We start from the raw sequence: 26295 nt of genomic DNA on the forward strand, positions 1-26295 counted from the left end.
CACGGGCTCAGGCAAGGATCGTCGACTTCATGCTAGGCGTCCTCCAGGTGAGGGTGACGGTGATCGGTTCGGCAGTCGCGGCAGCGGCCGGGATCCGGTCCCCGGAAGGCGCGGTCGCAGTCGTCGCAGGTCTGGAGGGGGTGCCGGGGCTCAGGGGCGGCCGACGGGACCGGTGGCCGGAACGGCGGTGGGGGCGGCAGCTGGGCGGTCAGGCGGTGGGCGAGGAAGGCGGCGGGCCGGACCAAGGGCTCGTTGGGCAGGTTCTCGGTCAGGGCGTGCCGTACGGCGGTGGGGGCGACCTCGCGCTCCAGCCAGGCGGCGACGCCCGGGGCGAGGTGTTCGGCGTCGGTGGCGGACAGGAGCAGGCGGGGATCGCGGCGGCGCAGGCCGGTGAGGACGTCGACGGCCGCCTGGAGGAGCGCGGGGGCGGGACACGACGGCTGGGGCACGGCGGGGAGACGCTTTCGCGGTGGAGGCTTCTCCTGGGCCGCGCGCCGGGCGGCAGGGCGGGATGCCGTCTCCCGTGCGCCGCCGCTGCCGCTGTGACCGGGCCTGTTGCGGGAGACCGTACGGGTGACGATCCGGCCGGTGGGCGTGCGCGTACACGTGCGCTGGAGGTAACCGTGCTTCTCCAGCTCGCGCAGCCCGGCGGCGATGCGGGTGGGGCCCTCGGGGAAGCGGGCGGCGAGGGTTTTGATGTCCACGGAGGGGCCCTGACGCACGGACTGGATGTAACAGGCGAGCCCGATGGCGAGCAGGGACAGGTCCTTGTGCTGGACGAGGTGGTTGCCGACCACCGTGAAGCTCTCGGTGTGGCGGACGTTGTCGTGGACGACGCCCGCGAGTGGCTGCTCGTGGGGGTGGTCTTCGTCCGGGGTCCGGGACGGGGCGGGCGTGAGGGCGTTAGGGTGCTGGGCAGCCATCGGGAAGAGGTCCTGTCTTCCTTGGTGGTCAGGCCCTCGCATTGGGAAGCCACTCCCGGCGGGGGCCGTCGCATGTCTGGTGGTGGTCGTGTCGCCGCTGAGCGTAGGCCACGCAACCGGACCCGAATCACGCCAAGTTGGCATATTCACCCGCGGGAGTGACTGCGACCGACGGGAGGGAGGGGTGGGGCTTGGTGGGGTGCTTTTCTCCCTGGTGAGTGGTTCTTAGGGGGCGCAGGTACGACCGGAGCCCGCCCCTTCGGGTTGCGGGTGGTTGTCCGGTGGTGTCCGGGCTCTCCGGGTGGTGCGTGTGGGTAGGGCGTGGCTGGTACGACGCGGTACGACGGAGGGGTGCGCATGTCGGTGGACGGTGAGGTTCGGCAGCTCAGGACCGAGGCTGACGAGCCGGGTTGGGAGGTGGACCCGGACGACGAGTGGGGCGTGGCGGTGGTCGCCACCGTGGGGCGGCAGCTGAAGCTGCGCCGGGAGGCCGTGGGGATGCGGGCCGGTGAGTTCGGCGAGGCCGTGGGGTACGGAGAGGATCTCGTCTACAAGATCGAGGGCGGCAGGCGGATTCCGCGGCCGGAGTATCTCGACAGGGCGGACGAGGTGTTGGGGGCGGGCGGGCTGCTCGCCGCGATGAAGGAGGATGTGGCCAAGGTCCGGTATCCGAAGAAGGTTCGGGACCTGGCGCAGATGGAGGCGCGGGCGGTCGAGATCGGTGTCTACGTGTGCCACAGCATCAGTGGCCTGTTGCAGACACCTGAACATGCCAGGGCAGCCTTCGAGTCACGGCAACCCCGTACTCGGAAGAGGAAGTCGAGAGGATGGTCGCTGCTCGCATGGCCAGGCAGTCGGTCTTCGAACGGGACCCTGCCCCTGCAATCAGCTTCGTCCTGGAAGAGGCACCGCTCCAACGACCTCTCGGAGGCACAATGGTGTGGCGACGGCAGCTCGAACGTCTGTTGGAGGTGGGGCGGATGCGTCATGTCGCCCTTCAAGTGATGCCGCTGCACCGTGAGACCCATCCCGGACTGGACGGCAAGATCGAGTTGCTGAAGTTCGAGGACGGAACGGCCGTGGGACGCTCCGACGGCGCATTCAACGGGCGGCCGATTCACGACCCCAGGCATCTCCGCATCCTTGAGCTGCGCTATGGCACCATCCGGGCGCAGGCCCTCCCGCTTGGGGAGTCGCTGGCCTTCATCGAACAACTGCTGGGAGAAACATGATCCGCAAGGCCTCCGCCGGGGATGCCTCCGAACTGGCGTGGTTCAAGAGCAGCTACAGCGACGGTAACGAAGGCGACTCCTGCGTCGAGGTGGCCACCAGCCCCGGCTCCGTGCACGTCCGCGACTCCAAGTACCGCGACGCGAGCCCACGCCTCGCGCTGGCGGCGCAGGCGTGGGCGGGGTTTGTGGCGTACGCGGCCGGGAGCTGACGGCCGGGCGCGGGTCTAGCGCGCCACGAACTGGGTCAGGATCGCCTGGACCTCGTAGATGTCGACGCCCTTGGTGAAGGTCTTCTGGATGGGGGCCTGGGAGCCGGACAGCCAGATCTTCAGTTCGGCGTCGAGGTCGAAGTGCCCGGCCGTCTCCACCGCGAAGTGCGTGATGCTGCGGTACGGGATCGAGTGGTACTCGGTCTTCTTGCCGGTGATGCCCTGCTTGTCGACCAGGATCAGCCGCCGGTCGGTGAACAGGATGGTGTCGCGTATCAGCAGGTACGCGGCGTGGACCTGCTCGCCCTGGCCGAGCAGACGCGCGTACTCCTGCTGTGCCTGACCGGGGTCGATGCTGTGCGCGTTGCCGAAGAGTGCCATGGATGTCCCCCCACGTGAGCCGGTTGTCTGTTCGATCTTCGCAAAGCGAAGGACCCGGGAGAAGCTCCTGCCTCCCCCGGGCCCTTCGCTGTAGCGAGCGCGTTACGCGGTCGGCTTCTCTTCGAGACGTGGGAAGAGGACCGCGCCCTTGGTGACCGTGGCACCGGCGGGCAGCCGGCCCCAGTCCGCCGCGTCCTGGACCCGCTGGTCCGCGAGGGCGCCGAGGGAGGGCTCGGCACCGAGGGAGTCCCAGAGCTTCTGGGAGGTGTCCGGCATGATCGGGTTGAGGAGGACCGCCACCGCCCGCAGGGACTCCGCGGCCGTGTAGAGGATCGTCGCCAGGCGGGCCTTGCCCTCGGGCGAGTCGTCCTTGGCGACCTTCCAGGGCTCCTGCTCGGTGATGTAGCCGTTGACCTGCTTGACGAAGTCGAAGACCGCCAGGATGCCGCCCTGGAAGTCCAGCTCCTCGCCGATCTTCCGGTCGGCCTCCGCGACGGCCTTGGTCAGACCGTCGTGGATCGCCTTCTCCGCGTCCCCGTCGGCCGTCGCGGCCGGCAGCCCGCCGCCGAAGTACTTGTTGACCATGGCCGCTACGCGGGAGGCGAGGTTGCCGTAGTCGTTGGCCAGCTCGCTGGTGTAGCGGGCGGAGAAGTCCTCCCAGGAGAACGAGCCGTCCTGGCCGAACGCGATCGCGCGCAGGAAGTACCAGCGGTACGCGTCCACGCCGAAGTGCGTGGTCAGGTCCTGCGGCTTGATGCCGGTCAGGTTGGACTTGCTCATCTTCTCGCCGCCGACCATCAGCCAGCCGTTGGCCGCGATCTTCCCGGGCAGGGGCAGGCCCTGCGCCATCAGCATGGCCGGCCAGATGATCGCGTGGAAGCGGAGGATGTCCTTGCCGACCAGGTGCACGTCGGCCGGGAACGTCGACTCGAACTTCTCCGGGTTCTCGTTGTAGCCGACCGCCGTGGCGTAGTTCAGCAGGGCGTCGACCCACACATAGATGACGTGCTTGTCGTCCCAGGGGACCGGCACGCCCCAGTCGAAGGTCGAGCGGGAGATGGAGAGGTCCTGGAGGCCCTGGCGGACGAAGTTCACCACCTCGTTGCGCGCGGACTCGGGCTGGATGAAGCCCGGGTTGGCCTCGTAGTGGGCGAGCAGCTTCTCGCTGTACTCGCTCAGCTTGAAGAAGTAGTTCTCCTCGCTGAGGATCTCCACCGGCTTCTTGTGGATCGGGCACAGCTTCTGGCCCGCGTACTCGCCCTCGCCGTCGAGCAGCTCGCCGGGGAGCTTGTACTCCTCGCAGCCCACGCAGTACGGGCCCTCGTAGCCGCCCTTGTAGATCTCGCCCTTGTCGTACAGGTCCTGCACGAACTCCTGGACGCGGTCGGTGTGCCGCTTCTGCGTGGTGCGGATGAAGTCGTCGTTCGCGATCTCCAGGTGCTCCCACAGGGGCTTCCAGGCCTCGGTGACGAGCTTGTCGGCCCAGGCCTGCGGGGTGACCCCGTTGGCCTCGGCCGTACGCATGATCTTCTGACCGTGCTCGTCCGTGCCGGTGAGGTACCACACCTTCTCGCCGCGCTGGCGGTGCCAGCGGGTGAGCACGTCGCCTGCGACGGTCGTATAGGCGTGGCCCAGGTGAGGAGCGTCGTTGACGTAGTAGATGGGGGTCGAGACGTAGTACGCCTTCGCCCCCTGCTTCTCGGTTCCAGTGGCCGCCATGGTCGAAATCCTACTGGGCTCGCGGAGATCGACTCACACGCGTTTCGGGGGGTGGACGCGGGGGTTCCCCTTCGTCCACCCCCCGAAAGGGCCGATAGTGCGGCTGCTGTGCCCTGCTACGGGCGCCAGGCGGCCAGTACGCCCTCGTAGAGCTCCTTGTCGGTCAGCTCCTTGGGGGTCTCGCCGGCCAGGAAGTGCGAGGCGTTGCCCGTCTTGAGCTTGCGGAGGTAGTCGAAGGCCTTGTTCTCCGGGTCACCGAAGGCGACGAAGGAGAAGTGGACGTTCGGGTGGTCCGCGGCCGCCTTGGTGAGCGCCTGGGTGGCGGGCGTCTTGGCGTCGGGGGCGCCGTCGGTCTGGAAGACCACGAGGGCGGGGGTGCCAGGCGCCTCCTTCTCGTGGTGGGCGAGGACGGCCTCGACGGCGGCGTGGTAGCTGGTGCGGCCCATGCGGCCGAGCGCTGCGTGCAGCTCGTCGATCTTGTTCTCGTGGTCGGTGAGGGTGAGGTCGCCGGTGCCGTCCACTTCCGTGGAGAAGAAGGTGACGTGGACCGTCGCCTCGGGGTCGAGGTGCGCCGCGAGGGCGAGGGTCTGCTCGGCGAGGGCCTGGGCGGAGCCGTCCTTGTAGTACGGGCGCATGGAGGCGGAGCGGTCGAGGACGAGGTGGACCTTGGCGCGGGCGCCGGTGAGGTCGTGTTTCTTGAGGGCGGTGGCGGCGGCCTTGTAGGCGGTGGTGAGGGTGGGGGCCTGGGTGCGGAGGCGGGCGGCGGGTGTTGCGGGCTTTGCCGCCTCGGCGTGTGCCTCCGGCGGGGTGGCCGTCTCTGCCGCCTCGGCGTGTGCCTCCGGCGGGGTGGCCGTCTCTGCCGCCTCGGCTTCGCCTTCGGCGTCCGTGTTCCCACCCGCACCGCCCGTGCTGGTTTCGTCGTCGGGTGCGGGTGGCCCCTGTGGGGGCTCCGCGCCGTCGGCGGCCGCGGGTACGGGAGAGGGCTCGGGGGTGGGGGCCGGGTCCGGGTCCGGGGTCTTGGTCGGTTCCGGCTTCGGCTCGGACTCAGCCTGCGGCTCCGCCTTGGCTTCCGGCTCCGCCTTGGCTTCCGGCTCCGCCTTGGCTTCGGGCTTCGGCTCCGCCTCGGGGTCCGTCTGGGCTTCGGGCTTCGGCTCTGCCTCGGGGTCCGTCTGGGCTTCGGCCTGCGGTTCGGGCTCGGTTACGGACGTGGGGTTCGTCTTCGGCTCGGCTTCCGGTTTGGGCTCTGCCTCTGCCTTCGCCTGCGCGGGTGCCTTCGGTTCCGCCTCCGCCTCCGCCTCTGCCGGCGCGGGTGCCTTCGGTTCCGCCTCCGCCTCCGCCTCTGCCGGCGCGGGTGCCTTCGGTTCCGCCTCCGCCTCTGCCTTCGGTTCCTGCTCCGGGGTCGGGTCCGTCGGCTTGGGGACCGTGACGTTGGCGAAGGCGGCCTTGACGAGGTCGTGTTCGTCGGGGGTGGGTTCCGAGCGGGGCTCGGGGATCTGGGAGGCCTCCGGCTGGTCCGGGGTCTCGGCCGGCTCCGGGGGCGCGGTGGGCTGGGACGGGAGCTTCGGCTCCGGCGCGGTGACCGGTGGTGCCGTTTCCTGCGTCACACCCTCCGCCTGGGCGGCCTGGTCTTTGCGTGACCGGCCGAACGCGTTCCGCAGGAGAGTGAGAATGCCCATGAGCGCAACCCTTCGAGTGAGTTGGTGCCGTCAATCCCTGGCCAGGACGGACACGTAAGGTTAGCGGTCCCGGCTTGTGATCTTGTGCAGGGTCTGACATGCGGGCGGCGACGCGTCAAGGCGGGATCGAGACGTAGCCGCAATTCCCCCACGGATTCCGCGGGTTCACCCTCCGTTCACCGCGACGCCCGGTCCCCGCACGTATGTGCACCTACGGTCGCGCTGACACCAGGGCATACAGGGATTCTCAAGGGGAGAACACAGTGCGCAAGCTCCTGCCGTTGATCGGGACGCCGTCCGGTTCGCATCCTGGCGGCCGGTCCGCGATGACCTGCCGTTTCCGGTGTGGTGACGCCTGCTTCCACGAGGTGCCGAACACCAGCTCCAACGAGTACGTCGGCGATGTCATCGCCGGTGCGCTCAGCCGCCGTTCCATGATGCGGGCCGCCGCCGTCGTGACCGTCGCCGCCGCCGGCGCCGGGGCCGTCGGCGTGGCGGGGGCACCGTCGGCGCAGGCCGCGCCCGCGGCCGGAAAGGGTCACGGGGGGCCCGCTAAGGCGTCCGGTGCGCGCGGGCTGCGGTTCACGCCCGTCGCGCCCAACACCGACGACGCCGTGACCGTCCCGGAGGGGTACCGGCAGGACGTCGTCATCCGTTGGGGTGAACCCATTCTGCGCGGGGCGCCCGCCTTCGACGCCGAGAAGCAGACCGCCAGGGCGCAGGCCGGGCAGTTCGGGTACAACAACGACTTCCTCGCGCTGCTGCCGCTGCGGGGCGAGCGCGACCGCCAGCTCCTCGTCGCGAACCACGAGTACACCGACGAGGTGCTCATGTTCCGCGGCTACGACCCGGAGAACCCGACCCGCGAGCAGGTCGAGATCGCCTGGGCCGCGCACGGGCTGTCCGTCGTCGCCGTGGAGGAGGAGCGCAGGAGCGGCCGCCTGACACCCGTCCCGCGGCACCGGCTGAACCGGCGGGTCACCGCCACCACCGAGTTCCGGCTGACCGGACCCGCCGCCGGGTCCGACCTGGTGAAGACCTCCGCCGACCGCACCGGCCGCAAGGTGCTCGGCACCCTCAACAACTGCTCGGGCGGCACCACCCCGTGGGGCACCACGCTGCACGGCGAGGAGAACTTCAACCAGTACTTCGCCAACGCCTCCAGCGCCACCGACAAGCGGTACGGCATCGGGACCGGGGCCACCGAGCGCAAGTGGGAGCGGTTCGACAAGCGGTTCGACGTCGCTCAGGAGCCGAACGAGGTGCACCGGTTCGGGTACGTGGTCGAACTCGACCCGTACGACCCGGACTCCACCCCGCGCAAGCACACGCTGCTCGGCCGGTTCAAGCACGAGGCCGCGACCGTGCGGCTGACCTCCGACGGGCGGCCGGTCGTCTACACCGGCGACGACGAGCGGTTCGACTACTTCTACAAGTTCGTCGGCAGCAAGCGGATGCGGCACGGGAACTCCCGCTGGGCGCGCGAGCACAACCTCTCGCTGCTCGACGAGGGGACCCTCTACGTCGCCAAGCTCAGCGGCGACTCCCCGGCGATCGAGATCGACGGATCGGGGACGCTGCCGGACGACGGCGAGTTCGACGGCAGTGGCCGGTGGATCCCGCTGGTCACCGCCACGGAGCGCGGCGCCGTCTCGCACGTCGAGGGGATGAGCGCCGAGGAGGTGTGCGTCTTCACGCGGCTCGCCGGGGACAAGGTCGGCGCCACCAAGATGGACCGGCCCGAGGACATCGAGCCGTCGCCGACCACCGGCAAGGTGTACGTCGCCCTCACCAACAACACCAACCGCGGCAAGAGCGGCTACGCGGGCCCCGACGAGGCCAACCCGCGCAACTCCAACAAGCACGGCCACGTCCTGGAGCTGACCGAGCGCTGGAACCGGGCCGACGCCACCAGCTTCGGGTGGTCGCTGTTCCTGGTCGCCGGTGACCCCGAGGACCCGGCGACCTACTTCGCGGGTTTCCCGAAGGAGCGGGTCAGCGCGATCTCCTGCCCCGACAACGTCGCCTTCGACGATCACGGCAACCTGTGGATCTCGACCGACGGCAACGCGCTCGGCAGTCACGACGGGCTCTTCGGCGTGGCGACCAAGGGGGACCGGCGCGGTGAGCTGAAGCAGTTCCTGACCGTGCCGACCGGCGCGGAGACCTGCGGCCCGCTCGTCCAGGACCGGCGCGTGCTGGTCGCCGTGCAGCACCCGGGCGAGGTCGACGGCGCCTCCGTGGAGCAGCCGGCCAGCACCTGGCCCGACGGACCCGGGAAGATCGTGCGCCCGGCGGTCGTGGCGGTGTGGCGCGCGGACGGCCGGGACATCGGCGTCTGAGCCGTCGCGTAGGGGCAGGAGAGGGCCGGCCGTGCGCCGCGTGCGGGGTCAGGTCGACGGCCAGCGCGCGGTGGCCGGTGCCGGCCGGGCCCAGGAACCGGGCGTCGCGCGTGGCCGGGTCGCGTGGCCCGGTGCCGACCCGGCATCTGCCTACGCCCGCGCGTGGAACTCCCGGACGACCTCGATGCGGCCCACGATGTGCCGGTTGAACTCCGTCAGCTCCTCCGCCGGGACCCACAGCTCCAGGATGGTCTCGCCGCCCGCCCGGCGTACGGGGTACCGCGCCAGGAAGGCGGTGTCGGCCTCGAAGCGGGTGACGTAGCCCGAGCCGGACGCGGGGACGTTCCAGTCGCGGGCGATGCGGACGGCGTAGTCCTCGTCGAGGACCGGGTAGAAGATCGGCTGCTCGGGCAGGCGCGGGGGCCAGGCCGCCCAGCCGGAGGCCTCGACGAGGGCCAGCTCCTCGGGGCCGGTGGGCCGCCACAGGGTCGTCGTCTCGGTCTCGGTCTCGGTCCGGGTCATGGTCGGCGACGCTAGCCGCCCTCGCGCGGGCCACGCGAGGCGGTTTCAGAGCCGGGTGCGGGTCGGCCGGGGCGGGGTGGGCCCGGGGGCGGGCTCCGCGGGGGTCCGGCGGCGCGGCGGGCGTCCGTAGCGCCCCGTGAGCCAGGAGGCCAGGGCGACCGTGAGGCCGAGGGCGACGAGGAGCCAGGAGGCGGTGCGCAGGGTTTCGGTGAGGGCGTCGTACACGGCGCCCGCGGCGGGGCCGTCCACCGGGCCGGGGAGTTCGGCGACGGTGAGCCGGCGGCCGACCAGCACGGCGAGGGCGAGCAGGGCGCCGCCGAGGGCGGTGCCGATCCCGGCGGCCGTGACGGCGCGGCGGCGGCGGGCGGCGACGGCGATGCCGGTGACCGCGAAGACGACGGCTGCCAGCGGCAGCCAGAACGCGGCGACGTCGAGCACGTGGTAGCCCTTCCTGAGCCGGTCCGCGTCCTGGGCCGGGAGCACGGTGACCGCGGTGTGCCGGACCGGGATGCGCCGGGCGAAGGGCACGTGGTCCTCGGCGAGCCGGTCCTTCACGCGTTCGGTGACGGGGGCCAGGTCGACGGTGACCGCGTGTCCGGCCGTGCCGTCGTCGCGCAGGGCGCGCAGCACGGCGGCGTGGACGGTGCGGTTGGCCGCGTCCCAGCCCTCGTGGAAGGCCTCGGTGCGGGTGAACGACCGGGCCGCGTCCCGCACGAAGAGCCGCACGGTGCCGTTCACGGGGCCGGCCGTGGCCTCGTCGACGAAGCCCGCGAACCCGGCGCCCAGCGTGTCGGCGGCCGCGTCCCGCACGTCCGGGTCGTCGGCGAGCGGGGCCATGGCCGCGACGTAGCGGCCCGTGTCGGCCGGCCCGTGCATCGCCCAGCCCGCCAGCGTGGCGCACGGTGCGAGCAGGCTGGCGAGGACGATCAGGACGGCCGACAGGGCGCTCCGGATGCGGGGGGACACCCTTCCAGGCAAACCCCCGCGCCCCGGCCGGGCGACCGGCGTGACTGCATATGGCCCCCGGGGACGAGCCGGTCAGGTGGTCGTGCGGGTGAGGGTGCGGTGCCTGGCCGCCCGCGCCTCCTCGGCGTCCTGGTGGGTGGCGTAGTGGTAGTACAGCCCGGCCGTCACCGCCGCCGCGAGCAGCAGGGACACCAGGACGCAGGTGAACATGGCCACGCCGCTGCCCGAGTACAGGAACCCCAGCGCGCTGCCCGCGAACGCCCCCCACAGCACCGCGTGGCCCTCGCGCGGCAGCCGGTCGGCCACGGCGCGGACCACGTACCAGAGGAGGGCGAACGCGAGCACTGTCATGAAGCCGAACAGCAGGTTCCAGCCGGTGATGGGGCCGCCGTGGCGGCGGATGGACGCGGCCCAGTAGCCGTAGACCAGGCCGATCGCGAGGGGCATCGCCCACTTCGCCAGCAGGTGGGTCCGCTCGCCGAAGACGGCGGGCGCGTGTCCGGGCGCGTCCCTTCCCGTGCCGGTGCCGCGGGCGCCGCCGGACCTTCCCCGTGTGGGTACCGCGTGAGCCATGAGAGCACTCCTCTCGCCTCGCCCCCTCTGCCCCCGTCTACCAGGGCACACCTGGGTCCGCCGGCCGGCAAGTCGGGATGCGGGCGGGTCGGGCGCGTGTTTCGCTGGGGCCCGTGAGGGGTCGTGTCCGCAGCCCGGTGCGCGCCCGGTGGCGGCCGCTCGGGCGGCTCGTGCACGCCGCCGGCCGGGGGGACGCCGTGTCCCGGCACGAACTGCTCAGCGTGCGCGGCCGCACGGTGGCCTGGGTGTTCCCGCTGCTGCTGCTCATCGGCATCACCGCGGGCGACATCACCACCGGAGCCTTCGAGATCATCTCCTGGACCGTGCTGGTGCCTGGGGTCGCCGCCGCGATCTGCGGGGTGCGCGGGACGGCCGTCTTCGCCCTGCTCGCGGTCGGCGTCTACGTCTGCGCCGACACCGTCTGGCAGCACCGTGACGAGACCGGGCTGCCGGGTCTGGTCCTCGTCGTCCTCGGCGGTGCCATCGCCGTGGTGGCCGCCGCGTTCCGGGTCGGCGGCGAGCGGCGGATGCTGCACATGCGGGACATCGCCGACACCACGCGCCGCACGGTGCTGCGTCCGCTCCCGGTGGGCTTCGGCGGCCTCGACCACGCCGCCGTCTACCTCTCCGCGGACAGCGAGGCCCGCGTCGGCGGCGACTTCTACGACATCCAGCCCGGACCGCACGGCACCCGGGTCCTCGTCGGCGACGTGCAGGGCAAGGGCCTCGGCGCGGTCGAGACGGCCGCCGCGCTGCTCGGCACCTTCCGCGAGGCCGCCTATCACGAAGCGGACCTCACGACGGTCGCCGAGCGCCTGGAGATCCGCATGGTGCGCCACCGCTCGCACACCGCCGCCCTCGGCCGGTCCGACGGCGACCGGTTCGCCACCGCCGTGCTGATCGGTTTCCCGCCCGGCCTGCCGGACGCGGTGGACGCCGTCGTCTTCGGCCACGAACCCCCGATGGCGGTCGGTCCCCGCGGGGTGCGCGTACTGCCGGTCGTGGGCGGGCTGCCGCTGGGCATGGCCGAACTGGCGCCCGGCCGGTCCGGGACGCCGCCGGTGCACCGGCTGCGGCTGGCCGCCGACGAGACGCTGCTGCTGGTCACCGACGGGGTGACCGAGGCCCGCGACCCGGCCGGGGTCTTCTACCGGCCGGCCGACGACATCGCCCCGGCCCTCGCCGTCGACCCGCGCAGCGCCGTGCCCGCGCGGCTGGTGTCCCTGGTACGGGACGGCACGCTGCGGCACTGCCGGGGGCGGGTGGCCGACGACACCACGGTCTTCGCGGTACGGCGGACTCCGGCCGGCTGAGTGCTCCGCTTCGCGGCCGCAGCGGTTACGGTGCTGGCGTACGTGATCGACAGGGGGAGGGGACATGCCCGGAACCGTGCTGCTGCTCGCGGCGTCGCCCGTGGGCCGTGGGTGCCTGGTGGACGCCGCCTCCGTGCTCCCCGTGCTCGCGGCGGTGCCGCCCGCCGTGCTCTCCGGCACGGACACGGCGAACGTCGTGGAACTCGCCGACCCGCTGGAGCCACAGGCGGTCCTCACCCGGCTGCGGGCCGCGGCGGCGGCCCCCGGGCCCCTCACGGTCTACGTCGCCGGGCAGCTCCAGCTGGACCGGCGCCAGCGCCTGCCGCACCTGGCGCTGGCCCGCACCACGCCGTCGACCGTCCGCTACACCGCGCTGCCCTGGCACTGGATCCGCGAGGAGCTGCGGCTGCGGCCGAGCGGTGCCACGACGCTGCTGCTCGATCTGCACGCCGACCACGAGACCTGGCAGTGGCTGCGGACCAGCCCGCTGGACTCCGGGCGCAACAACGCCGTTTACGGACGCGTCGCGCCGCCGCCCGCGCGGCGCACGGTGGCCGCCCCCTCGTACATGCGGGGTGTCGCGACGATCCTGCGCAGCGGGCACCGGCCACCGGCGGACGAGCTGCACCAGCAGGCGCTGGCCCGGGCCGCGGCCGACGCCGCGGGCAGTGGCGCGGTGGCCGGCGCCGACCTGGTGTTGACGGCGCCGGGGCCGGTGGCGGGCGATCCGCACGCCGTCATCGCCGCGGCCGTGCGGTCCGGGCGGCACGGTGACGCCGACGCGCTCGCCGCCCGGCACGAGCGGGCCGCGGCCCACGCACACGGGCCCGCCTCCGAGGACGCGCTGCACTGGACCGAGGTCCGGGCCGACCTGGCGATGTTCGCGGGGGACCCGGTGCGCAGCTGCCGGACCTGGCTGACGGTGGCCGAGGCACGGCTCGGCGCCGGGCAGCCCCCGCAGGCGCCCGCCGTGGAGGCGGCCGTCGACCGGGCCCACCACCAGTGGGGGCTGATCCGCGACGCCGGCCGGGCCCGCGAACTGGGCGCGGCCCTCGCCGCGTTGCGCGGCCGCGTACCGGGGCGCCGCGAGGGTGCCCTGGACCACGTCCAGCGCGAACTGAGCCGCTTGCAGACGCAGGGCTGAGCGGGGCGGACCTGAGCGGGGCCGGCCCTGGCCGGGTGCGGCGGCCCGTCTCCAGGATGCCGTCGATGATCCGGGTGTGCCGGCCCTTGAGCGCGGCGACCGGTACCTCGATCTTCCGGTGTTCCTCGTGCTCGCTCTGCCGTTCCTTCACGCTGTCCTTCTCGTGCCGGCGCGGTTGCGGGCCGCCCGCCTCGACGTACGGGATGTCCGCGGCCTGGACCACCACACGCGCGCCGGTGTTCGGATCGGGCAGCTCGATCCAGAAGTGGTCGGGAGCGGCGACACCGGCGCTCACCTTGTATTGGCACACGATCCAGGCCGCCGGGCGGTCGGTGGCGATCTGCAGGCCGTGGGAGGTCACGAGCGGCCGAGCCGCTCCCGGGTCCTGGTCGGGGTGGCGGACGGTTCGCCGTGGTGCGGCGGCCGACTCCCGTTCTTCGTCCCGGTGGTGCACGTCCGTTCCTCTCCGCACCGCATCCCGTCAGGGCCCGACCTGTCTGTCTTTCGGGGTGCGACCGGGGAGAGGAGTGGGCAAGGGGCACGATCCGTGGCCGTCGGGGCAGTGTCCGTCGCCCTCGGTGGCGCCTTCACGGCCCCTCAGCGGTCCACCGAGGCCGGTCCGCCCAGGTTCGGGGCGCTCTCGTCGGCCGGTGCGGGGGCGGGGGAGCCGGCCGCGGCCGTCGGGCCCGCGTTCCCGGCCAGCAGCAGGCAGGCCACGGCGACGAGGGCCGCGGCGAGGGCTCTGGCGTAACGTTCGGCGGTGCGGGAGCGTACGGGCACGGTGTCCTCTGGGGGATGAGGGATTGTGTCAAGCGCGGTTAAGCGCGCTTAATACACCGTTTAACCTAGAGCCGTCCGAGCCGAACGGCAAGAGCCTCATGGGGAGTTGGCAGTGGGGGACCGTGACGACCGAAACGCCATCGGACGCCGGGTGCAACGGCTGCGCGCCGAGCGCGGGATGACCCAGCGCCAGCTCGCGGAACCGGCGTACACACCCGCCTACATCTCCACCCTGGAGGCCGGCCGCGTCCGCCCCTCCGACGAGGCGCTGCGGCACCTCGCCGACCGGCTCGGCGTCGGCTACGAGGAGCTGGCCACCGGACGCCCCGCCCACCTCGCCACCGACCTGCGCCTGAGGCTCACCGAGGCGCAGCGCGCCCTCGCCACCGAGGGCGCCGAGCAGGCGGCCGGCCAGTACGCCGCGCTGCTCGCCGAGGCCGAGGCGTACCAGCTGGCCGAGGAGCGGGCCGCCGCGCTGCTCGGACTCGGGGAGTGCGCCGTGGAGACCGGCGAACTGGCCGCCGGACGCCAGTACTTCGAACGGGCCGAGCAGTGCCTCGTGGACGCCGGTGCCCCGTTGCCCGCGCGCGTCCCGGCGCTGCGCGGACGGGCGCTGGCCCACTACCTCGCCGGTGAACTGCGGTACGCCGTCTACCTGCTGGAGTCCACCCTCGACGAGCTGAACCGCGGCGGTCTGCACGACCCCGACGCGCTGCTGCTGCTCTACGCCAGCGCGATCGGCCCGTACATGGACATGGGCGCCCACGCGCGCGCCGCCCAGGCCGCCGAACTCGCCCTCTCCCTCGCCCCCAGCGCCGGCGACCCCGCCCTGGTGGCCCGCATGCACCGCTCCGTCGCCCGCACCCTGCTCGCCGAGGGCCGCCTCGCCGACGCCGACGCCTCGCTGGCCAAGGCGGCCGAGCTGTACCGCACGCTGCAACTGCGCACCGAGCTGGCCAACTGCCACTGGATGCGCGGCTACGTCTGTGCCCAGAACGGCGAACTCCCGCGCGCGGAGGAGGAGATGCGCGAGGCGCTCGGCATGCTGTCGGCCAACCGCGCCGCCCTCTACAGCAGCCAGGTCGCCGTCGAACTGGCCGACGTACTGCACCGGCGCGGCAAGTCGGAGGAGGCTGCGGACCTGCTGCACGGTGTCCTCGACGACCTCTCCTCCGAGCGCGGCGCCGTGCACGCCGCGGGTGCCCACCGGCTGCTCGGCATCATCGCCGAGGACGCCCGGGACACCGAGGCCGCGGAGGAGCACTACGTCCGTGCGCTGAGCCTGCTGGAGCGGGCCGGCGCGGCCGGTGACCTGGCCGACCTGTGCCGGCTCCTCGGCGACCTGCTGCGCCGCACCGGCCGCGTGGAGGCGGCCCTGGACGCGTACCGCACCGGCCTCGGGCACCGCACCGCGCCCGGCACGACCACCCTGGGCCCGGCGCCCGCACAGCCGCCGCTGTAGCCCCGCCCGCGAGCGCCCCGACGTGGCGCTACACCAGGGCCCGGCCCTGTCGCCGGGCCTCCGTCAGCCGCCCGGTGCCGGCCTCGACGGACGTGCGGGTGGCGTCGTCGGCCGGTTGGCCGAGGGTGCCGTTGGTGAGGCTGAGCGCGTCGTCGCCGACGCGGACGGCGGCGAGGTCCACGGTGAGGACCCCGCCCCGGGTGTCCGTCCCGGGGTCCGTCCCGTCGTCCGACGCCGCGCCGCCCACCGTCACCCGCAGGCCCCGGCGGGCGTCCCCCGACTCCGGCAGGGGCAGGGCGGTGACCCGGACGTCCCGGACGGTGCCGCGGGCGGCCCGCGCCTCGAAGCGCCCGCACGTGTCCGGCAGTGTCCCGAGCCAGGCCAGCGTCCGGTCCAGGTCGGCGGCGCGGTACGAGGTGACCCGGTAGTGCAGCTGGGCCCCGCCCTCCGTGTCGTCCAGGGCGGCCGTGGCCCGGGGCGCGGTGGCGGCGTCCGCGCCGAAGAGGTCCTCGGTGTAGAGGACGTCCAGCAGGCGTCGGCAGTCGGACCGGTCGGCGGTGGCCTTGAGCAGTTCGTCGCGCCAGGTCGCGGCGCCCCGCGTCGGCTCCCACGCCTCCCCCAGGTCGGCCGCCGTGACCAGGGCCGCCCGCGCCTGCCCCCGAGTGAGCACCGGCGGCAGGCCGGGGGACGGCAGCGCGGCCGGGGACCGCGCGGTCGGCGGCACCGGGCCGGACGGCCGGTCCGCCCCCCGCCCGCCGGCGGCACAGGCGGTCGCCGTCAGCGCCAGCACCGCCGCGAGCGCGGCGCCGGTCAACGCTCGGGCGGCGGGGGCCGACGACGGACGGGCGGCGGGGGCCGACGACGGACGGGCGGCGGGGACGGGTGACGGACGGGCGGCGGGGGCGTGCTGCATCGGTGCCTCCTGGAGGGCCGGTGCGACCGGCGCCGTTCAGGATCGGTCACCCCTCCACGGCACCACCGTCCCCGCCCCGCCACCAGCGTGCGCGGCCGTCCGGGTGAGAGCGCCGGCGGCCGCGGGCAGTCCGGCTACAGACCCAGCCACACCGTCGTGTCCGGGCCCAGCCGGCCGTCCTCCAGCGGCGCGCTGCTCAGCAGCACCTCACCGGCCGGCAGGTCGACCGCGGTGCCGGAGAGGTTGGTGACGCACCGCCAGCCGTCCGAGCGGTCGAACCGCAGCACCCCCGCCGGCACGTCGTCCGACCAGGTCAGCGACTCGCCGTCGAGCAGCTTGCGGCGCAGGCGCAGGGCCGTGCGGTACAGCTCCAGCGTCGAGCCCGCCACCCCGTCCTGGGCCTGGACGGCGTACTCCGCGAAGCCCGGCGGCTGCGGCAGCCACGCCCCGCCCGCGCCGAAGCCGTACGAGGGCCCCTCCGTCGTCCAGGGCAGCGGCACCCGGCAGCCGTCGCGGCCCTTGCGGACGTGGCCGGTCTGCTCCCAGATCGGGTCCTGGAGGACCTCGGTGGGCAGGTCGGCCACCTCGGGCAGTCCCAGCTCCTCGCCCTGGTAGAGGTAGGCCGAGCCGGGCAGCGCCAGCATCAGCAGCGTCGCCGCGCGGGCCCGGCGCAGCCCGGCCGCCGGGTCGACGGCGGGCGCGTGGCCGCCGGACAGCAGCCAGGCGTCGGTGTCGGTGTCCGGCGGCAGCACCAGGCGGGTGGCGTGCCGGACGACGTCGTGGTTGGACAGCACCCAGGTCGCCGAGGCGCCGGCGGCACGGGCGTCGGCCAGCGAGCCGGTGATGACCTCGCGCAGCTCGGCCGCGTCCCAGCCGGTCTGGAGGTACTCGAAGTTGAAGGCCTGGCCGAGTTCGTCCGGGCGGGCGTACAGCACGCGCCGGGGGCCCGGGACCCAGGCCTCGGCGACGGCCGTGCGGGGCGGGGTGTAGGCGTCGAGGATCTTGCGCCAGTCGCGGTAGACCTCGTGGACTTCGTCGCGGTCGTAGAAGGGATGGGTGCCCGGAGCGAACCGGGAGAGGGCCGCCTCGCCGCTCAGTTCGGGGGCGCCGAGGTCGCGCAGCGGCTCGGACAGGTCCTTGACCAGCGCGTGCGCGACGTCGACGCGGAAGCCGTCGACACCCCGGTCGCACCAGAACCTCAGCGTGGTGCGGAAGTCGGCGCGGACCTGCTCGTTCTCCCAGTTCAGGTCGGGCTGCTGGGGTGCGAAGAGGTGCAGGTACCACTGACCGTCGGGCACCCGCTGCCAGGCGCTGCCGCCGAAGACGGACTGCCAGTCGGTGGGCGGGAGTTCGCCGTGCGCGCCGCGGCCGTCACGGAAGACGTACCGGTCGCGGGCGGCCGATCCCGGACCGGCGGCCAGCGCCTCCCGGAACCAGGCGTGGCGGTGCGAGGTGTGGTTGGGAACCAGGTCGACGATCACCTTCAGGCCCAGCCGGTGGGCCTCGGCGGCCATCGCGTCGAAGTCGTCCAGGGTGCCCAGGCGCGGGTCGACGTCGCGGTAGTCGTCGACGTCGTAGCCGCCGTCGGCGAGTTCGGAGGGGTAGAAGGGGCTGAGCCAGAGGGCGTCGACGCCGAGGGCGGCCAGGTGGGTCAGGCGCTGGGTGACGCCGCGCAGGTCTCCGAGCCCGTCGCCGTCGGCGTCGGCGAAGCTGCGGGGATAGACCTGGTAGATGACGGCCTGCCGCCACCAGTTGGGGTCCTTGGACGACAGATCGGGGGTGCTGGCGGTGCTGCGTACGGTCACGCGGCCTCCTTCGCGGTATGTGCGGGCGACACGGACTGATCTGGTACGTCTGTCCAGATCACCCGAAAAGCGAACCCGTGCGCCCGCGACGCGCCGGTGACTACGCCTCCGTGCGCTCGACCGTGCGGAGGTACAGCTCCACGTACCGGGTCACGTCCACGTCCAGGGCCACGTCGACGAGGGGCTGTTCGCGCATGCCGTCGTGCAGCTCGGACTCGCCGACGCGCAGCCGGCGGTCGACGAGGGTCTGGCCGCGGGCCGGGCCGGGGGCCAGGGACACCTCGACGGGCAGCCGGTGCGTGGTCAGGCCCGCCGGGTCGATCACCGCGCAGACCGCGCCCGCGTCGCCGAGCCCGCCGCCGGGGTCGCCGGCGTCGGTGGCGGGGCCGCGGTGGGCGAGCAGCTCCCCGGCGAGCCGGGTGCCGGGCTCGGCGCTCGCGCGCAGCCGCCGCACGTCCGCGCCGGGCACGATCACCCGTTCGAACACGTCGAGGCCGTACATCGTGATCGGCACCCCGGCGGTGAGCAGGATCGCGGCGGCCTCCGGGTCGTGCCACACGTTGAACTCGGCGACCGGCGTAGCGTTGCCAGTGGCCACCGCGCCGCCCATGAACACGATCCGCTCGATGTTGCCGGTGACCTCGGGGTGGGTGCGCAGCAGCAGCGCGATGTTGGTCAGCGGCGCGGTGGGGATCAGGGTGACCGGGCGCGGGGAGGCGAGGATCTCCCGGCGCAGCAGCGTCACCGCGTCCACGTCGGCGGGGGTGCGGGTGGGCGCGGGCAGCCCGAGGTCGCCCATGCCGTCGGCCCCGTGCACGTGCCGTGCGGTGCGCACGCCCTCGATCAGCGGCCGCTCGGCACCCCGGGCCACGGGAACGTCCGGGGCACCGGCCCGCTCCAGCACGGTCAGCGTGTTCCGGACGACCCCCGCCACGTCGGTGTTCCCGGCCACGCAGGTGACCGCGCGCAGGTCCAGACGCGGGTGGCGGACCGCCAGCAGCAGGGCCAGGGCGTCGTCGACGCCGGTGTCGCAGTCGATGATCACCGGGATGGGCTGCTGCTGCTCGGAGACGGTGCTCACGGCGGGGACTCCTTGTACTTCGCGGGGACACCGATGCGGCGACCCTACGCGCACGCGATCGGATCCCCGCGGGAGGCGGGGGTGGCGGCCCCGTGCCGGGAGCGCGGGGTCAGTCGGACGGCCACAGGGCGGGGCCGCGGGCCTCGACCCGGCCGGTGATGCGGTGCAGGAGTTCGGCGGCGGGCAGCCGGCCCGGGCGGCGGCCGTCGCGCAGGCGTACGTCGACCAGGTCGCCTTCCCGCGCCTCCCGCGCACCGATCACCGCCTGGTACGGCACCTTCCGCGCCGCCCGGACCCGGGCGCCGAGGCTGCCGCGCTCCGGTTCGGCGACCTCGGCGCGCAGGCCCAGGGCGGTGGCCCGCCGTACGAGGGCGTGCGCCGCATCCCGCTGCGCCCCGGCCACCGGCAGCACCACCAGCTGCACCGGGGCCAGCCACGCCGGGAACGCGCCGCCGTGCGCCTCGATCAGGTGGGCGACCGCTCGCTCCACGCTGCCGATGACGCTGCGGTGCACCATGACCGGGCGGTGACCGGTGCCGTCGGGGCCGATGTAGCGCAGGCCGAAGCGTTCGGGCTGGTGGAAGTCGATCTGGACGGTCGACAGGGTCGACTCACGGCCCGCCGCGTCCTCGATCTGCACGTCGATCTTGGGACCGTAGAAGGCCGCCTCGCCCTCCACCGCGTCGTACGGCAGTCCGTCCAGGGCGTCCCGGAGCAGCGCGGTGGCCCGCCGCCACAGCTCCGGGGCGGCGACGTACTTGCCGCCGGGACCCGGCAGGGACAGGCGGTAGCGGGCGGCCCGGATGCCGAGGTCGGCGTGGGCGCGGCCGATGAGTCGGAGGGCGGCGCGGGCCTCGTCGGCGGCCTGGTCCGGGGTGCAGAAGATGTGCGCGTCGTTGAGGTGGATGGCCCGCACCCGGGTCAGCCCGCCGAGGACGCCGGAGGGCTCGGAGCGGTACATCGCGCCCAGCTCGGCGATGCGCAGGGGGAGTTCCCGGTAGCTGCGGGAGCGGGAGCGGTAGACCAGGGCGTGGTGCGGGCACAGGCTCGGGCGCAGCACGACCTCCTCGGCGCCCAGCTCCATCGGCGGGAACATGTCGTCGCGGTAGTGCTCCCAGTGCCCGGAGATCTCGTACAGCTCGCGTTTGCCGAGGACGGGTGAGTAGACGTGCCGGTAGCCGGCCCGGCGCTCCGCCTCGCGGACGTACTCCTCCAGGGTGTGGCGCACGACCGCGCCGTCGGGCAGCCAGTACGGCAGGCCCGCGCCCATGAGGGGGTCGGTGTCGAACAGCGCCAGTTCGCGGCCGAGCCGCCGGTGGTCGTGGTTCTGGTCGTGCATGGTGGTCTCCCTCGGAACCGTCCACGGGACGAGCACCACGCGACGAAGCCCCGGGGCGCTCGCCCCGGGGCTTCGGACTTCTGGTCAGCAGTCAGCGCGCCGGGACGGTCCCCGGCGTCGTCATCAAGGACGGACAGGCGCGCTTCATGCAGGCGACGGTACGGGGGCCGGGCGCGGGACGCGAGCGAGTTTCGGCCGGGCGGGAGGGTCACGGCGTTCGGCGAAGCCGGGGTCGGCGTCACCCGGGCCCTCAGACGTGTCCGGGTCCACCACTGCCGAAGGCTCCGCTCGACCCGGGCTGCCAGCGGCGCCGTTTCTGGTCGTCGCCGCGGCGGCTGCCCGAGTGGTGCAGCTCGTAGGGCATGAGCCGCGGGCTCCCGTCGCTGTTCAGGGGGATCTCGTCGGGTTCGCGCATCTCCCGCTCCTCGTGGACCGCACCGGTGTCCGGGAGGTGCGGCTGTTCGTCGGCGCGGGGGCGGTCCGGCTCCCGGTCCATGACCCGCATGCCGATGCGTACGGCCCAGACCAACGCCCCGGCGATCACCAGCCCGATGATGAAGACCACCGCCACCTTCAGCCCGCCCGAAGGCGCGGCCAGCACTACATACGTTGCCGTACTCATGTTCTGATTATGTACCCCCAAATGAGATAAAGCGCCTGATATGTCCTCGCGGATGTTCTGACGTCCCTGCCGTCGTACGGGCGATTGGGACGGGCCGGTGGCTGGTACCCGGTCGGCACGGGGCGGTGCCGGCCCCCTGCCGCCGTCCCTCCCGCGTCACCGGTGGAAGGAGCAGCCCATGACCGCGCCGTTGACGGCGGACGCCCATGAGTACGGCCTGGTCGGGGACGGCACCGCCGACGACCGGCCGGCGCTGCAGAAACTGGTGGACGTGCTGGGCGACGCCACCGCCGAGGACGGGCGGCCGCGCACCGTGCGGGTGCCCGCCGGGCGCTACGTGATCCGGGACAGGCCGGTGCGCTGGCGCAGCGGCGTCTCGCTGGTCGGCGCCGGGCGCGGCGCCACGTGCTTCGCCCTCGCCAACCCGGGCGCCCCCGCCCAGCCGGTGCCGCTGGCCTGGTTCACCACCGCGCAGCACGGCGCGGGGCGGGAGCACCACATCGCGGACGTCACCTTCGCCCACTTCGAGATCGACGGGCTGGGGGTGGCGACCGAGGACTACGAGGTGCTGGCCAAGGGCCTGGGCCTGCAGTACGTGCTGCGCGGGCGCTTCAGCGACCTGTACATCCACGACACCGCCGCCACCGGCTTCGGGTGCGACTTCCTCCAGGACACGGTGGTGGAGGGGGTGCTGGCCGAGCGGTGCGGGCGGCAGGACCCCGGCGAGAAGATGGGCGGCGCGGGCATCGGCATCGGGGTCGGCGGGTGGGGGCCGGTCGAACGGCTGGCGGTGACCGAGTGCACCGCGCGCGGCAACGGCACCAACGGCATCTTCCTCGAACTCCAGCAGGAGAAGTGGGTCCCGCCCCGCGGCATCCGCCTCACCGCCTGCCACACCGAGGACAACCGCTACGGCATCTCCGACTGGGGCGCCGACGGCCTGCTCGTCACCGGCTGCACGATGCTCGGCAACCACGTCGCCGGGTTCGACGTGTCGGCGCAGGGCACGACGAGCGTCGGCGGGCGCGGCGGTCTCGTCACCGGATGCGTGATCGACGGCAACGCGGGGGACGGGATCGCGCTGGGCAACACGCCCGGACCGTACGGCTTCCACGGCAACCGGGTGAGCAACAACGGGCGGTACGGCTACTGGGAGCACAACCTGTCCGGCGGGGACCAGGAGCCGGCCACGGACATCGTCCTGGAGTCCAACGACATCCACGACAACGCGCTGGACGGCATCCGCTTCGACGCCCCGCTGCACGAGCCCGCGATCTTCGGCAACCGGATCCGCGGCAATGGCCGCCGCGCGGCGCCGCCGGGGCGCGGGGGCGGCGAGGGCGTCCGCTGCGGGCCGCTGTCGCTGACCGACGAGCGGGCCGACTGGCCGCCGGGCGGCCACCGCGGCAAGGAGCTGACGGTCGGCGGGCCCGGCGGCAGCGTGGACGGTTCCGCCGACGTCACTGGAGAGGTCACCGCCGTGGTCATCGACAACACCGCCACCCGGCTCACCCTCGCACCCGTGCGCCCCGGCGCCGGCACCGCCTGGCCCGACGGCATCCCCGCGCCCGGCACCGCCTACCGCCTCCCGGACTCCCCGGCCCCGCGCGCCGGTCTGACCGCCGCCGCTGCCGTGACCCACCCGTACGTGCACGGGAACCGCGTCCGGGACGACGGGCATCCCCGCACCCAGATCAACGCCGTGTGGATCGCGGACGCGGCCACCTGGACGGGTGGCCGGGTCTCCGGCAACGACTTCAGCGGCAACGGCTCGGCCTCGACCCGTTTCGACTCGGCGCCCAGCGGCGGGCGCTGGCGGGACAACGCGGGCTGAGACGGGTGACGCCGTGTGACGCGGTGCCGCGCCCCGGCCGTCAGGGTGCCCGCAGGGCGTCCACCGCGATCCGGGCCGCGGTGCCGATCACCGCGTCGGCCGCCGGGAGCACGGCCGCGGTGTGGGCCGTGCGGGTGAAGACGGCCACGGCGTAGCGGCCGCCGTCGGGGTACTCGACGACGCCGACCTCGTTGCGCAGGGTCGGCAGGCTGCCGGTCTTGCCGGCCACGTGCACGTCGTCGAAGGGGAAGCCCGAGGCCAGGCGGTGCGGCCACACCTGGAGACCCATGATCCGGCGCATCGCGGCGCCGTACTCGCGCGGGCAGGTCTCGTCCCGCCACAGGGCGCCGAGCAGGCGGGTCATGTCTCGGGGGGTGCTGTGGTTGGTGCGGGCCGGGTCCAGGGCGCGCAGCCGGGTGATGACGTGCGGATCGGTCAGCGCCCGGGCACCGGCGGGCCCGGCGTCCTCGCGCATGGTGCCCAGCATCTCGCCGAAGCCGTACACCGCCCGTGTCCGGGTGAGGCCGAGCCGGGCCGTGGTGCGGTTGACGGCGTCCAGGCCGACCCGGCGCAGCAGCAGGTCGGCGGCGGTGTTGTCGCTGACGGACATCATCAGGAACGCCGCGTCGCGCAGCGACAGCCGTACCGGGTCGAGCATGGCCGCGAGCCCGGTGGGCCCCGGGGTGCGTCCGGCGGGCGGGCACTCCACCTGCTCGGTGAGGTCCAGCTCCCCGGCCGCCGCCAGTTCGTGCAGCGTCACCAGTACGCACAGCTTGTGGACACTGGCCGTGCAGACCGGCTGGTCAGCCCCGGCCCCGACCTGGGCCCCCGAGTCGATGTCCACGGCGTGCAGCCACCCGGTGACCCCGGCATCGGCGAAGGCCGCGTCCAGCCGGGCGGCGGTCACGGTCTCGGTCATGACCGGACCTCCGGTACCGGGGGTGCACCCACCGGGCGAGCGGCGGCTCGCGTGTGCCTGGCCTGCGGGGCGCCGCCGAGCGGGTGCGGGGCGGGGCGGTTGGGGGGTGGCGTGCGTCGGTGGTCCTCGCGGGCGGGGGCGGCGGGTGGTGCGGGTCGGTGGCCGGGGGCGGCGGTCGTGGCCGTGCTTCCGGTGCCGAGTCGGGGGTCCGCCGGGCGAGCGGCCGGTGTGAGGCACGCACCGGCTCGGGTGTGCGCGGCCTGTAGGGCGTCGTCAAGCGCGGGGCGGCTGGGAGGCGGCGTGCGTCGGTGGTCCTCGCGGGCGGGGGCGGCGGGTCGTGCGGGTCGGTGGCCGGCGGTGGCGGGTCGTGCCGGTCGGTGGGTGAAGGCGGCGGTGTCGGTCACAGCCAGTACTCCGATGCCGGGCGAAGGTGCAGGGGCCGGGCGGGTGCCTCGGAGTGGGCGCCGGCCGTGGCGCGCAGGGCGTGGGTGGCCGCGTCCGCGAAGGCGCCGACGGCGGCGTCGCCGCGCCCCTTGGGCCAGGCCGCGGAGTGCCGCCAGGCGGGCGGCGCCCCGGCCAGCGGGCGCCAGACCAGGTCCTGGTCGCCGGGGGTCACCAGCCGGGTGTCGCGGGGGCCGAGGGCGACGGCCCCCGACGACAGCACCAGGCCGCGGACGAAGCTGGCGCCCTGCCCGTGCCGTACCGCGGCGGGCGTGTAGCCGCCCCGGGCGCAGGCGGTGAGCAGGTCGTCGTAGACCGCGGGGGCGTCGGCGCGCGGGAAGAGCACCAGGTCGTAGCCGGTGAGGGCGGCGAGCGGCACCTCGTCCAGCTCCGTCTGGGGCGCGCCGCGCGGCAGCAGTACGCCGAGGTCGCGGCGGAGCACCGGGCCCAGCTCCAGGCCGGTGACGTCGCACGGGTGGTGGATGAGGCCGACGTCCAGCTCATGGGCGGCGAATCCGGCGAGCTGCTGGGCGGTGGTCAGCTCGTGCAGCTCCAGTTCGAGCCCCGCGTGCCGGCGGCGGAAGCCGGCCAGCAGCGCGGCGACGGTCTCGCCGGAGATGTCGGGGGACAGGGCGGCGCGCAGCAGGCCGCTCTCGCCGTCCCGGATGCGGCGCGCGGCGGTCCGCAGCGCCTCGGCGCGGGCCAGCAGCTCACGGGCCTCGGCGAGCAGCAGCGTGCCCGCCTCGGTGATCGCCACCTGGCGGCTGGTGCGTTCGAAGAGACGGACCCCCAGCTCCTTCTCCAGCCGCTGGATGCGCTGGGACAGGGGCGGCTGGGCCATGCCGAGCCGGGCGGCGGCACGTCCGAAGTGTGACTCTTCTGCAACAGCCACAAAGCACTCCAGGTGCCGCACCAGGTCCACGACCAGTAATCATATCGGTGATTGATCGATCCGACATCCATATCGGTCTTGGACAGGGAGTCGGCGGGGTTGCTCTCCTCGGGCCATGCGCTCCTTCCGTGCCAGTGCCAGTGCCACTGCCACTGCCAGTGTCAGTGCTCGTGCCCGTGCCCGTGCCCGTGCCCGTGATCGTCTCCTCGCGCACCGCGTCCGCCGGTGGCCCGGCGCGCTGGCCCTCGCCCTCGCCCTCCCCCTGGCCGGCTGCGCCACCGGCTCCGACTCCGGCCGTCCGGGAGCGGTGTCGTCCAGCGCCCCCTCCCCCACCGCCACCGCGGCGCCGGAGGTCCGCGCACAGCTCCGGGTGGACGGTGGCGTCCGTCAGTACCTCCTGCACCGGACCCCCGCCCACGACGGCCCGAGGCCCCTCCTCATCGCCTTCCACGGCCGTGGCGCCGACGCCGCCGAACTGCGGGCGAAGACCCGGCTGGAGCGGGCCGCCACCGCGCGCGGCATGCTCGTCGCCTTTCCCGAGGGCCTCGGCCACGGCTGGGGAGCGGGCACGCGGGCGACGAAGCAGCGCCCGGACCCCGGCCTGGACGTGCGGTTCACCGAGGCGCTGATCAAGCACCTGGTCCGCACCGAGCGGGCCGACCCCGACCGGGTCTACGTCGCCGGGTTCTCCAACGGCGGCTCGATGGCCCTGCGCATGGCCGCCGAACGCCCCGCACTGCTGGCCGGCGCGGCCTCGGTCTCCGGCCAACTGCCCACGGGGAACGCCGCGGTGGAGCCCACCGGGCCCGTGCCCGTCATGGTCGTCTACGGCGCCGACGACCCCGTACGGCCGCTCGCGGGCCTGCCCTCCCCGCCGCCGGACCCGAAGGAGCCGATCCTGCCGACCCGGTCGGCCCGGGACAGCGCGGCGGCGTTCGCGGCGGCCGGGGGCGCGGGCGAGCCGGTCACGCGGAAGGAGGAGGGCTACGACCGGACGGTGTGGCGGTTCAGGAGCGACGCCGACGACGCCCCCGGCGGCGACCGGCGGCCCGACGGCTCCGTGCAACTCCTCGTCGTAGCCGACGCCGGTCACACCTGGCCGGGCTCGACCGTCCCCCCGCCCGAGGGGTTCGGCCCCGTCAGCAAGGCCCTCGACGCCACCGACACGATCCTCGACTTCCTCACCGGCCCCGGCCGCTGACCGACA

General features: G+C 74.0%; 22 protein-coding genes and 1 pseudogene. 8 read left to right on the forward strand and 15 right to left on the reverse strand.

Annotation, left to right across the window (positions count from 1 at the left end; genetic code table 11):
* Positions 1 to 32: 32 nt before the first annotated feature.
* Positions 33 to 923 (reverse strand): helix-turn-helix domain-containing protein, encoded by an 891-nt coding sequence (locus ACZ6IM_RS22650; RefSeq protein WP_469558523.1) that lies wholly within the window; start codon positions 921 to 923, stop codon positions 33 to 35.
* A 357-nt stretch (positions 924 to 1280) separates the two neighbouring features.
* Between ACZ6IM_RS22650 and ACZ6IM_RS22655 the strand changes: the two are divergent.
* Positions 1281 to 2155: pseudogene (locus ACZ6IM_RS22655) on the forward strand (helix-turn-helix domain-containing protein).
* Positions 2152 to 2364, forward strand: coding sequence for a DUF397 domain-containing protein (locus ACZ6IM_RS22660; protein WP_052836614.1), 213 nt, complete (start codon positions 2152 to 2154; stop codon positions 2362 to 2364). The pseudogene ACZ6IM_RS22655 and the gene ACZ6IM_RS22660 overlap by 4 nt, the downstream one beginning before the upstream one ends.
* A gap of 15 nt (positions 2365 to 2379) precedes the next feature.
* Here ACZ6IM_RS22660 and ACZ6IM_RS22665 read toward each other — a convergent pair whose 3' ends face one another.
* From ACZ6IM_RS22665 to ACZ6IM_RS22675, 3 genes are all read right to left on the reverse strand, one after another.
* On the reverse strand, positions 2380 to 2745 hold the full coding sequence (locus tag ACZ6IM_RS22665; protein WP_052836613.1) for a PH domain-containing protein: 366 nt from the start codon (positions 2743 to 2745) through the stop codon (positions 2380 to 2382).
* Positions 2746 to 2847: 102 nt separating this feature from the next.
* Entirely contained in the window at positions 2848 to 4464 is a 1617-nt protein-coding gene (metG, locus tag ACZ6IM_RS22670) for a methionine--tRNA ligase (protein WP_052836612.1), read from the reverse strand.
* 116 nt (positions 4465 to 4580) lie between these two features.
* Positions 4581 to 6140, reverse strand: coding sequence for a VWA domain-containing protein (locus tag ACZ6IM_RS22675; protein WP_469558528.1), 1560 nt, complete (start codon positions 6138 to 6140; stop codon positions 4581 to 4583).
* Between the two features lie 263 nt (positions 6141 to 6403).
* On the opposite strand from ACZ6IM_RS22675, the gene ACZ6IM_RS22680 reads away from it, so the two are divergent.
* Positions 6404 to 8482: a PhoX family protein gene (locus ACZ6IM_RS22680; RefSeq protein WP_052836610.1), complete on the forward strand. Its 2079-nt coding sequence runs from the start codon at positions 6404 to 6406 to the stop codon at positions 8480 to 8482.
* A 150-nt stretch (positions 8483 to 8632) separates the two neighbouring features.
* Here the strand turns inward: ACZ6IM_RS22680 and ACZ6IM_RS22685 are convergent, their stop codons facing one another.
* The 3 genes from ACZ6IM_RS22685 to ACZ6IM_RS22695 form a co-directional block, all read right to left on the reverse strand.
* Positions 8633 to 9004, reverse strand: coding sequence for a hypothetical protein (locus ACZ6IM_RS22685; protein WP_052836609.1), 372 nt, complete (start codon positions 9002 to 9004; stop codon positions 8633 to 8635).
* A gap of 45 nt (positions 9005 to 9049) precedes the next feature.
* Positions 9050 to 9970: a hypothetical protein gene (locus tag ACZ6IM_RS22690; protein ID WP_052836608.1), complete on the reverse strand. Its 921-nt coding sequence runs from the start codon at positions 9968 to 9970 to the stop codon at positions 9050 to 9052.
* Between the two features lie 72 nt (positions 9971 to 10042).
* Positions 10043 to 10543, reverse strand: a complete 501-nt coding sequence (locus tag ACZ6IM_RS22695) for a hypothetical protein (RefSeq protein WP_052836607.1) — start codon at positions 10541 to 10543, stop codon at positions 10043 to 10045.
* A gap of 77 nt (positions 10544 to 10620) precedes the next feature.
* Between ACZ6IM_RS22695 and ACZ6IM_RS22700 the strand changes: the two genes are divergently transcribed.
* Positions 10621 to 11856: a PP2C family protein-serine/threonine phosphatase gene (locus ACZ6IM_RS22700; RefSeq protein ID WP_469558532.1), complete on the forward strand. Its 1236-nt coding sequence runs from the start codon at positions 10621 to 10623 to the stop codon at positions 11854 to 11856.
* Between the two features lie 64 nt (positions 11857 to 11920).
* Positions 11921 to 13000, forward strand: a complete 1080-nt coding sequence (locus ACZ6IM_RS22705) for a hypothetical protein (RefSeq protein ID WP_052836605.1) — start codon at positions 11921 to 11923, stop codon at positions 12998 to 13000.
* Positions 13001 to 13597: 597 nt separating this feature from the next.
* Here ACZ6IM_RS22705 and ACZ6IM_RS22710 read toward each other — a convergent pair.
* Positions 13598 to 13780 (reverse strand): hypothetical protein, encoded by a 183-nt coding sequence (locus ACZ6IM_RS22710; protein WP_469558535.1) that lies wholly within the window; start codon positions 13778 to 13780, stop codon positions 13598 to 13600.
* 112 nt (positions 13781 to 13892) lie between these two features.
* Here ACZ6IM_RS22710 and ACZ6IM_RS22715 point away from each other — a divergent pair, with 112 nt between their 5' ends.
* Complete coding sequence (locus ACZ6IM_RS22715; protein ID WP_052836603.1) at positions 13893 to 15242, forward strand: helix-turn-helix domain-containing protein; 1350 nt, start codon at positions 13893 to 13895, stop codon at positions 15240 to 15242.
* 28 nt (positions 15243 to 15270) lie between these two features.
* Here the strand turns inward: ACZ6IM_RS22715 and ACZ6IM_RS22720 are convergent, their stop codons facing one another.
* From ACZ6IM_RS22720 to ACZ6IM_RS22740, 5 genes are all read right to left on the reverse strand, one after another.
* Positions 15271 to 16155: a hypothetical protein gene (locus tag ACZ6IM_RS22720; protein ID WP_469558538.1), complete on the reverse strand. Its 885-nt coding sequence runs from the start codon at positions 16153 to 16155 to the stop codon at positions 15271 to 15273.
* A gap of 134 nt (positions 16156 to 16289) precedes the next feature.
* The gene (locus tag ACZ6IM_RS22725; RefSeq protein ID WP_469558541.1) at positions 16290 to 17960 is read right to left on the reverse strand and encodes a glycoside hydrolase family 13 protein; all 1671 of its coding nucleotides are present in this window, start codon (positions 17958 to 17960) and stop codon (positions 16290 to 16292) included.
* Between the two features lie 100 nt (positions 17961 to 18060).
* The gene (locus ACZ6IM_RS22730) at positions 18061 to 19041 is read right to left on the reverse strand and encodes a nucleoside hydrolase (protein WP_052836601.1); all 981 of its coding nucleotides are present in this window, start codon (positions 19039 to 19041) and stop codon (positions 18061 to 18063) included.
* A gap of 109 nt (positions 19042 to 19150) precedes the next feature.
* Positions 19151 to 20380: a threonine--tRNA ligase gene (thrS, locus tag ACZ6IM_RS22735; RefSeq protein ID WP_052836600.1), complete on the reverse strand. Its 1230-nt coding sequence runs from the start codon at positions 20378 to 20380 to the stop codon at positions 19151 to 19153.
* A gap of 250 nt (positions 20381 to 20630) precedes the next feature.
* Positions 20631 to 21002: a DUF6479 family protein gene (locus tag ACZ6IM_RS22740; RefSeq protein WP_052836599.1), complete on the reverse strand. Its 372-nt coding sequence runs from the start codon at positions 21000 to 21002 to the stop codon at positions 20631 to 20633.
* A gap of 178 nt (positions 21003 to 21180) precedes the next feature.
* Here ACZ6IM_RS22740 and ACZ6IM_RS22745 point away from each other — a divergent pair, with 178 nt between their 5' ends.
* Complete coding sequence (locus ACZ6IM_RS22745) at positions 21181 to 22836, forward strand: right-handed parallel beta-helix repeat-containing protein (RefSeq protein WP_469558546.1); 1656 nt, start codon at positions 21181 to 21183, stop codon at positions 22834 to 22836.
* Between the two features lie 40 nt (positions 22837 to 22876).
* Here ACZ6IM_RS22745 and ACZ6IM_RS22750 read toward each other — a convergent pair whose 3' ends face one another.
* Both ACZ6IM_RS22750 and ACZ6IM_RS22755 read right to left on the reverse strand, forming a co-directional pair.
* Positions 22877 to 23755: a serine hydrolase gene (locus ACZ6IM_RS22750; protein ID WP_469558549.1), complete on the reverse strand. Its 879-nt coding sequence runs from the start codon at positions 23753 to 23755 to the stop codon at positions 22877 to 22879.
* 400 nt (positions 23756 to 24155) lie between these two features.
* Positions 24156 to 25088, reverse strand: coding sequence for a LysR family transcriptional regulator (locus tag ACZ6IM_RS22755; protein ID WP_469558552.1), 933 nt, complete (start codon positions 25086 to 25088; stop codon positions 24156 to 24158).
* A 115-nt stretch (positions 25089 to 25203) separates the two neighbouring features.
* Here ACZ6IM_RS22755 and ACZ6IM_RS22760 point away from each other — a divergent pair, with 115 nt between their 5' ends.
* On the forward strand, positions 25204 to 26289 hold the full coding sequence (locus ACZ6IM_RS22760; RefSeq protein ID WP_469558555.1) for a CE1 family esterase: 1086 nt from the start codon (positions 25204 to 25206) through the stop codon (positions 26287 to 26289).
* Positions 26290 to 26295: the final 6 nt, after the last annotated feature.

The organism is Streptomyces sp. NPDC042336 (assembly GCF_055581985.1).

Coding starts and splice junctions, on each gene's coding strand:
- ACZ6IM_RS22650 (WP_469558523.1), bottom strand. CDS start 923: ATGGCTGCCCAGCACCCTAACGCCCTCACGCCCGCCCCGTCCCGGACC.
- ACZ6IM_RS22660 (WP_052836614.1), top strand. CDS start 2,152: ATGATCCGCAAGGCCTCCGCCGGGGATGCCTCCGAACTGGCGTGGTTC.
- ACZ6IM_RS22665 (WP_052836613.1), bottom strand. CDS start 2,745: ATGGCACTCTTCGGCAACGCGCACAGCATCGACCCCGGTCAGGCACAG.
- metG (WP_052836612.1), bottom strand. CDS start 4,464: ATGGCGGCCACTGGAACCGAGAAGCAGGGGGCGAAGGCGTACTACGTC.
- ACZ6IM_RS22675 (WP_469558528.1), bottom strand. CDS start 6,140: ATGGGCATTCTCACTCTCCTGCGGAACGCGTTCGGCCGGTCACGCAAA.
- ACZ6IM_RS22685 (WP_052836609.1), bottom strand. CDS start 9,004: ATGACCCGGACCGAGACCGAGACCGAGACGACGACCCTGTGGCGGCCC.
- ACZ6IM_RS22695 (WP_052836607.1), bottom strand. CDS start 10,543: ATGGCTCACGCGGTACCCACACGGGGAAGGTCCGGCGGCGCCCGCGGC.
- ACZ6IM_RS22700 (WP_469558532.1), top strand. CDS start 10,621: ATGCGGGCGGGTCGGGCGCGTGTTTCGCTGGGGCCCGTGAGGGGTCGT.
- ACZ6IM_RS22705 (WP_052836605.1), top strand. CDS start 11,921: ATGCCCGGAACCGTGCTGCTGCTCGCGGCGTCGCCCGTGGGCCGTGGG.
- ACZ6IM_RS22720 (WP_469558538.1), bottom strand. CDS start 16,155: ATGCAGCACGCCCCCGCCGCCCGTCCGTCACCCGTCCCCGCCGCCCGT.
- thrS (WP_052836600.1), bottom strand. CDS start 20,380: ATGCACGACCAGAACCACGACCACCGGCGGCTCGGCCGCGAACTGGCG.
- ACZ6IM_RS22740 (WP_052836599.1), bottom strand. CDS start 21,002: ATGAGTACGGCAACGTATGTAGTGCTGGCCGCGCCTTCGGGCGGGCTG.
- ACZ6IM_RS22745 (WP_469558546.1), top strand. CDS start 21,181: ATGACCGCGCCGTTGACGGCGGACGCCCATGAGTACGGCCTGGTCGGG.
- ACZ6IM_RS22750 (WP_469558549.1), bottom strand. CDS start 23,755: ATGACCGAGACCGTGACCGCCGCCCGGCTGGACGCGGCCTTCGCCGAT.
- ACZ6IM_RS22760 (WP_469558555.1), top strand. CDS start 25,204: ATGCGCTCCTTCCGTGCCAGTGCCAGTGCCACTGCCACTGCCAGTGTC.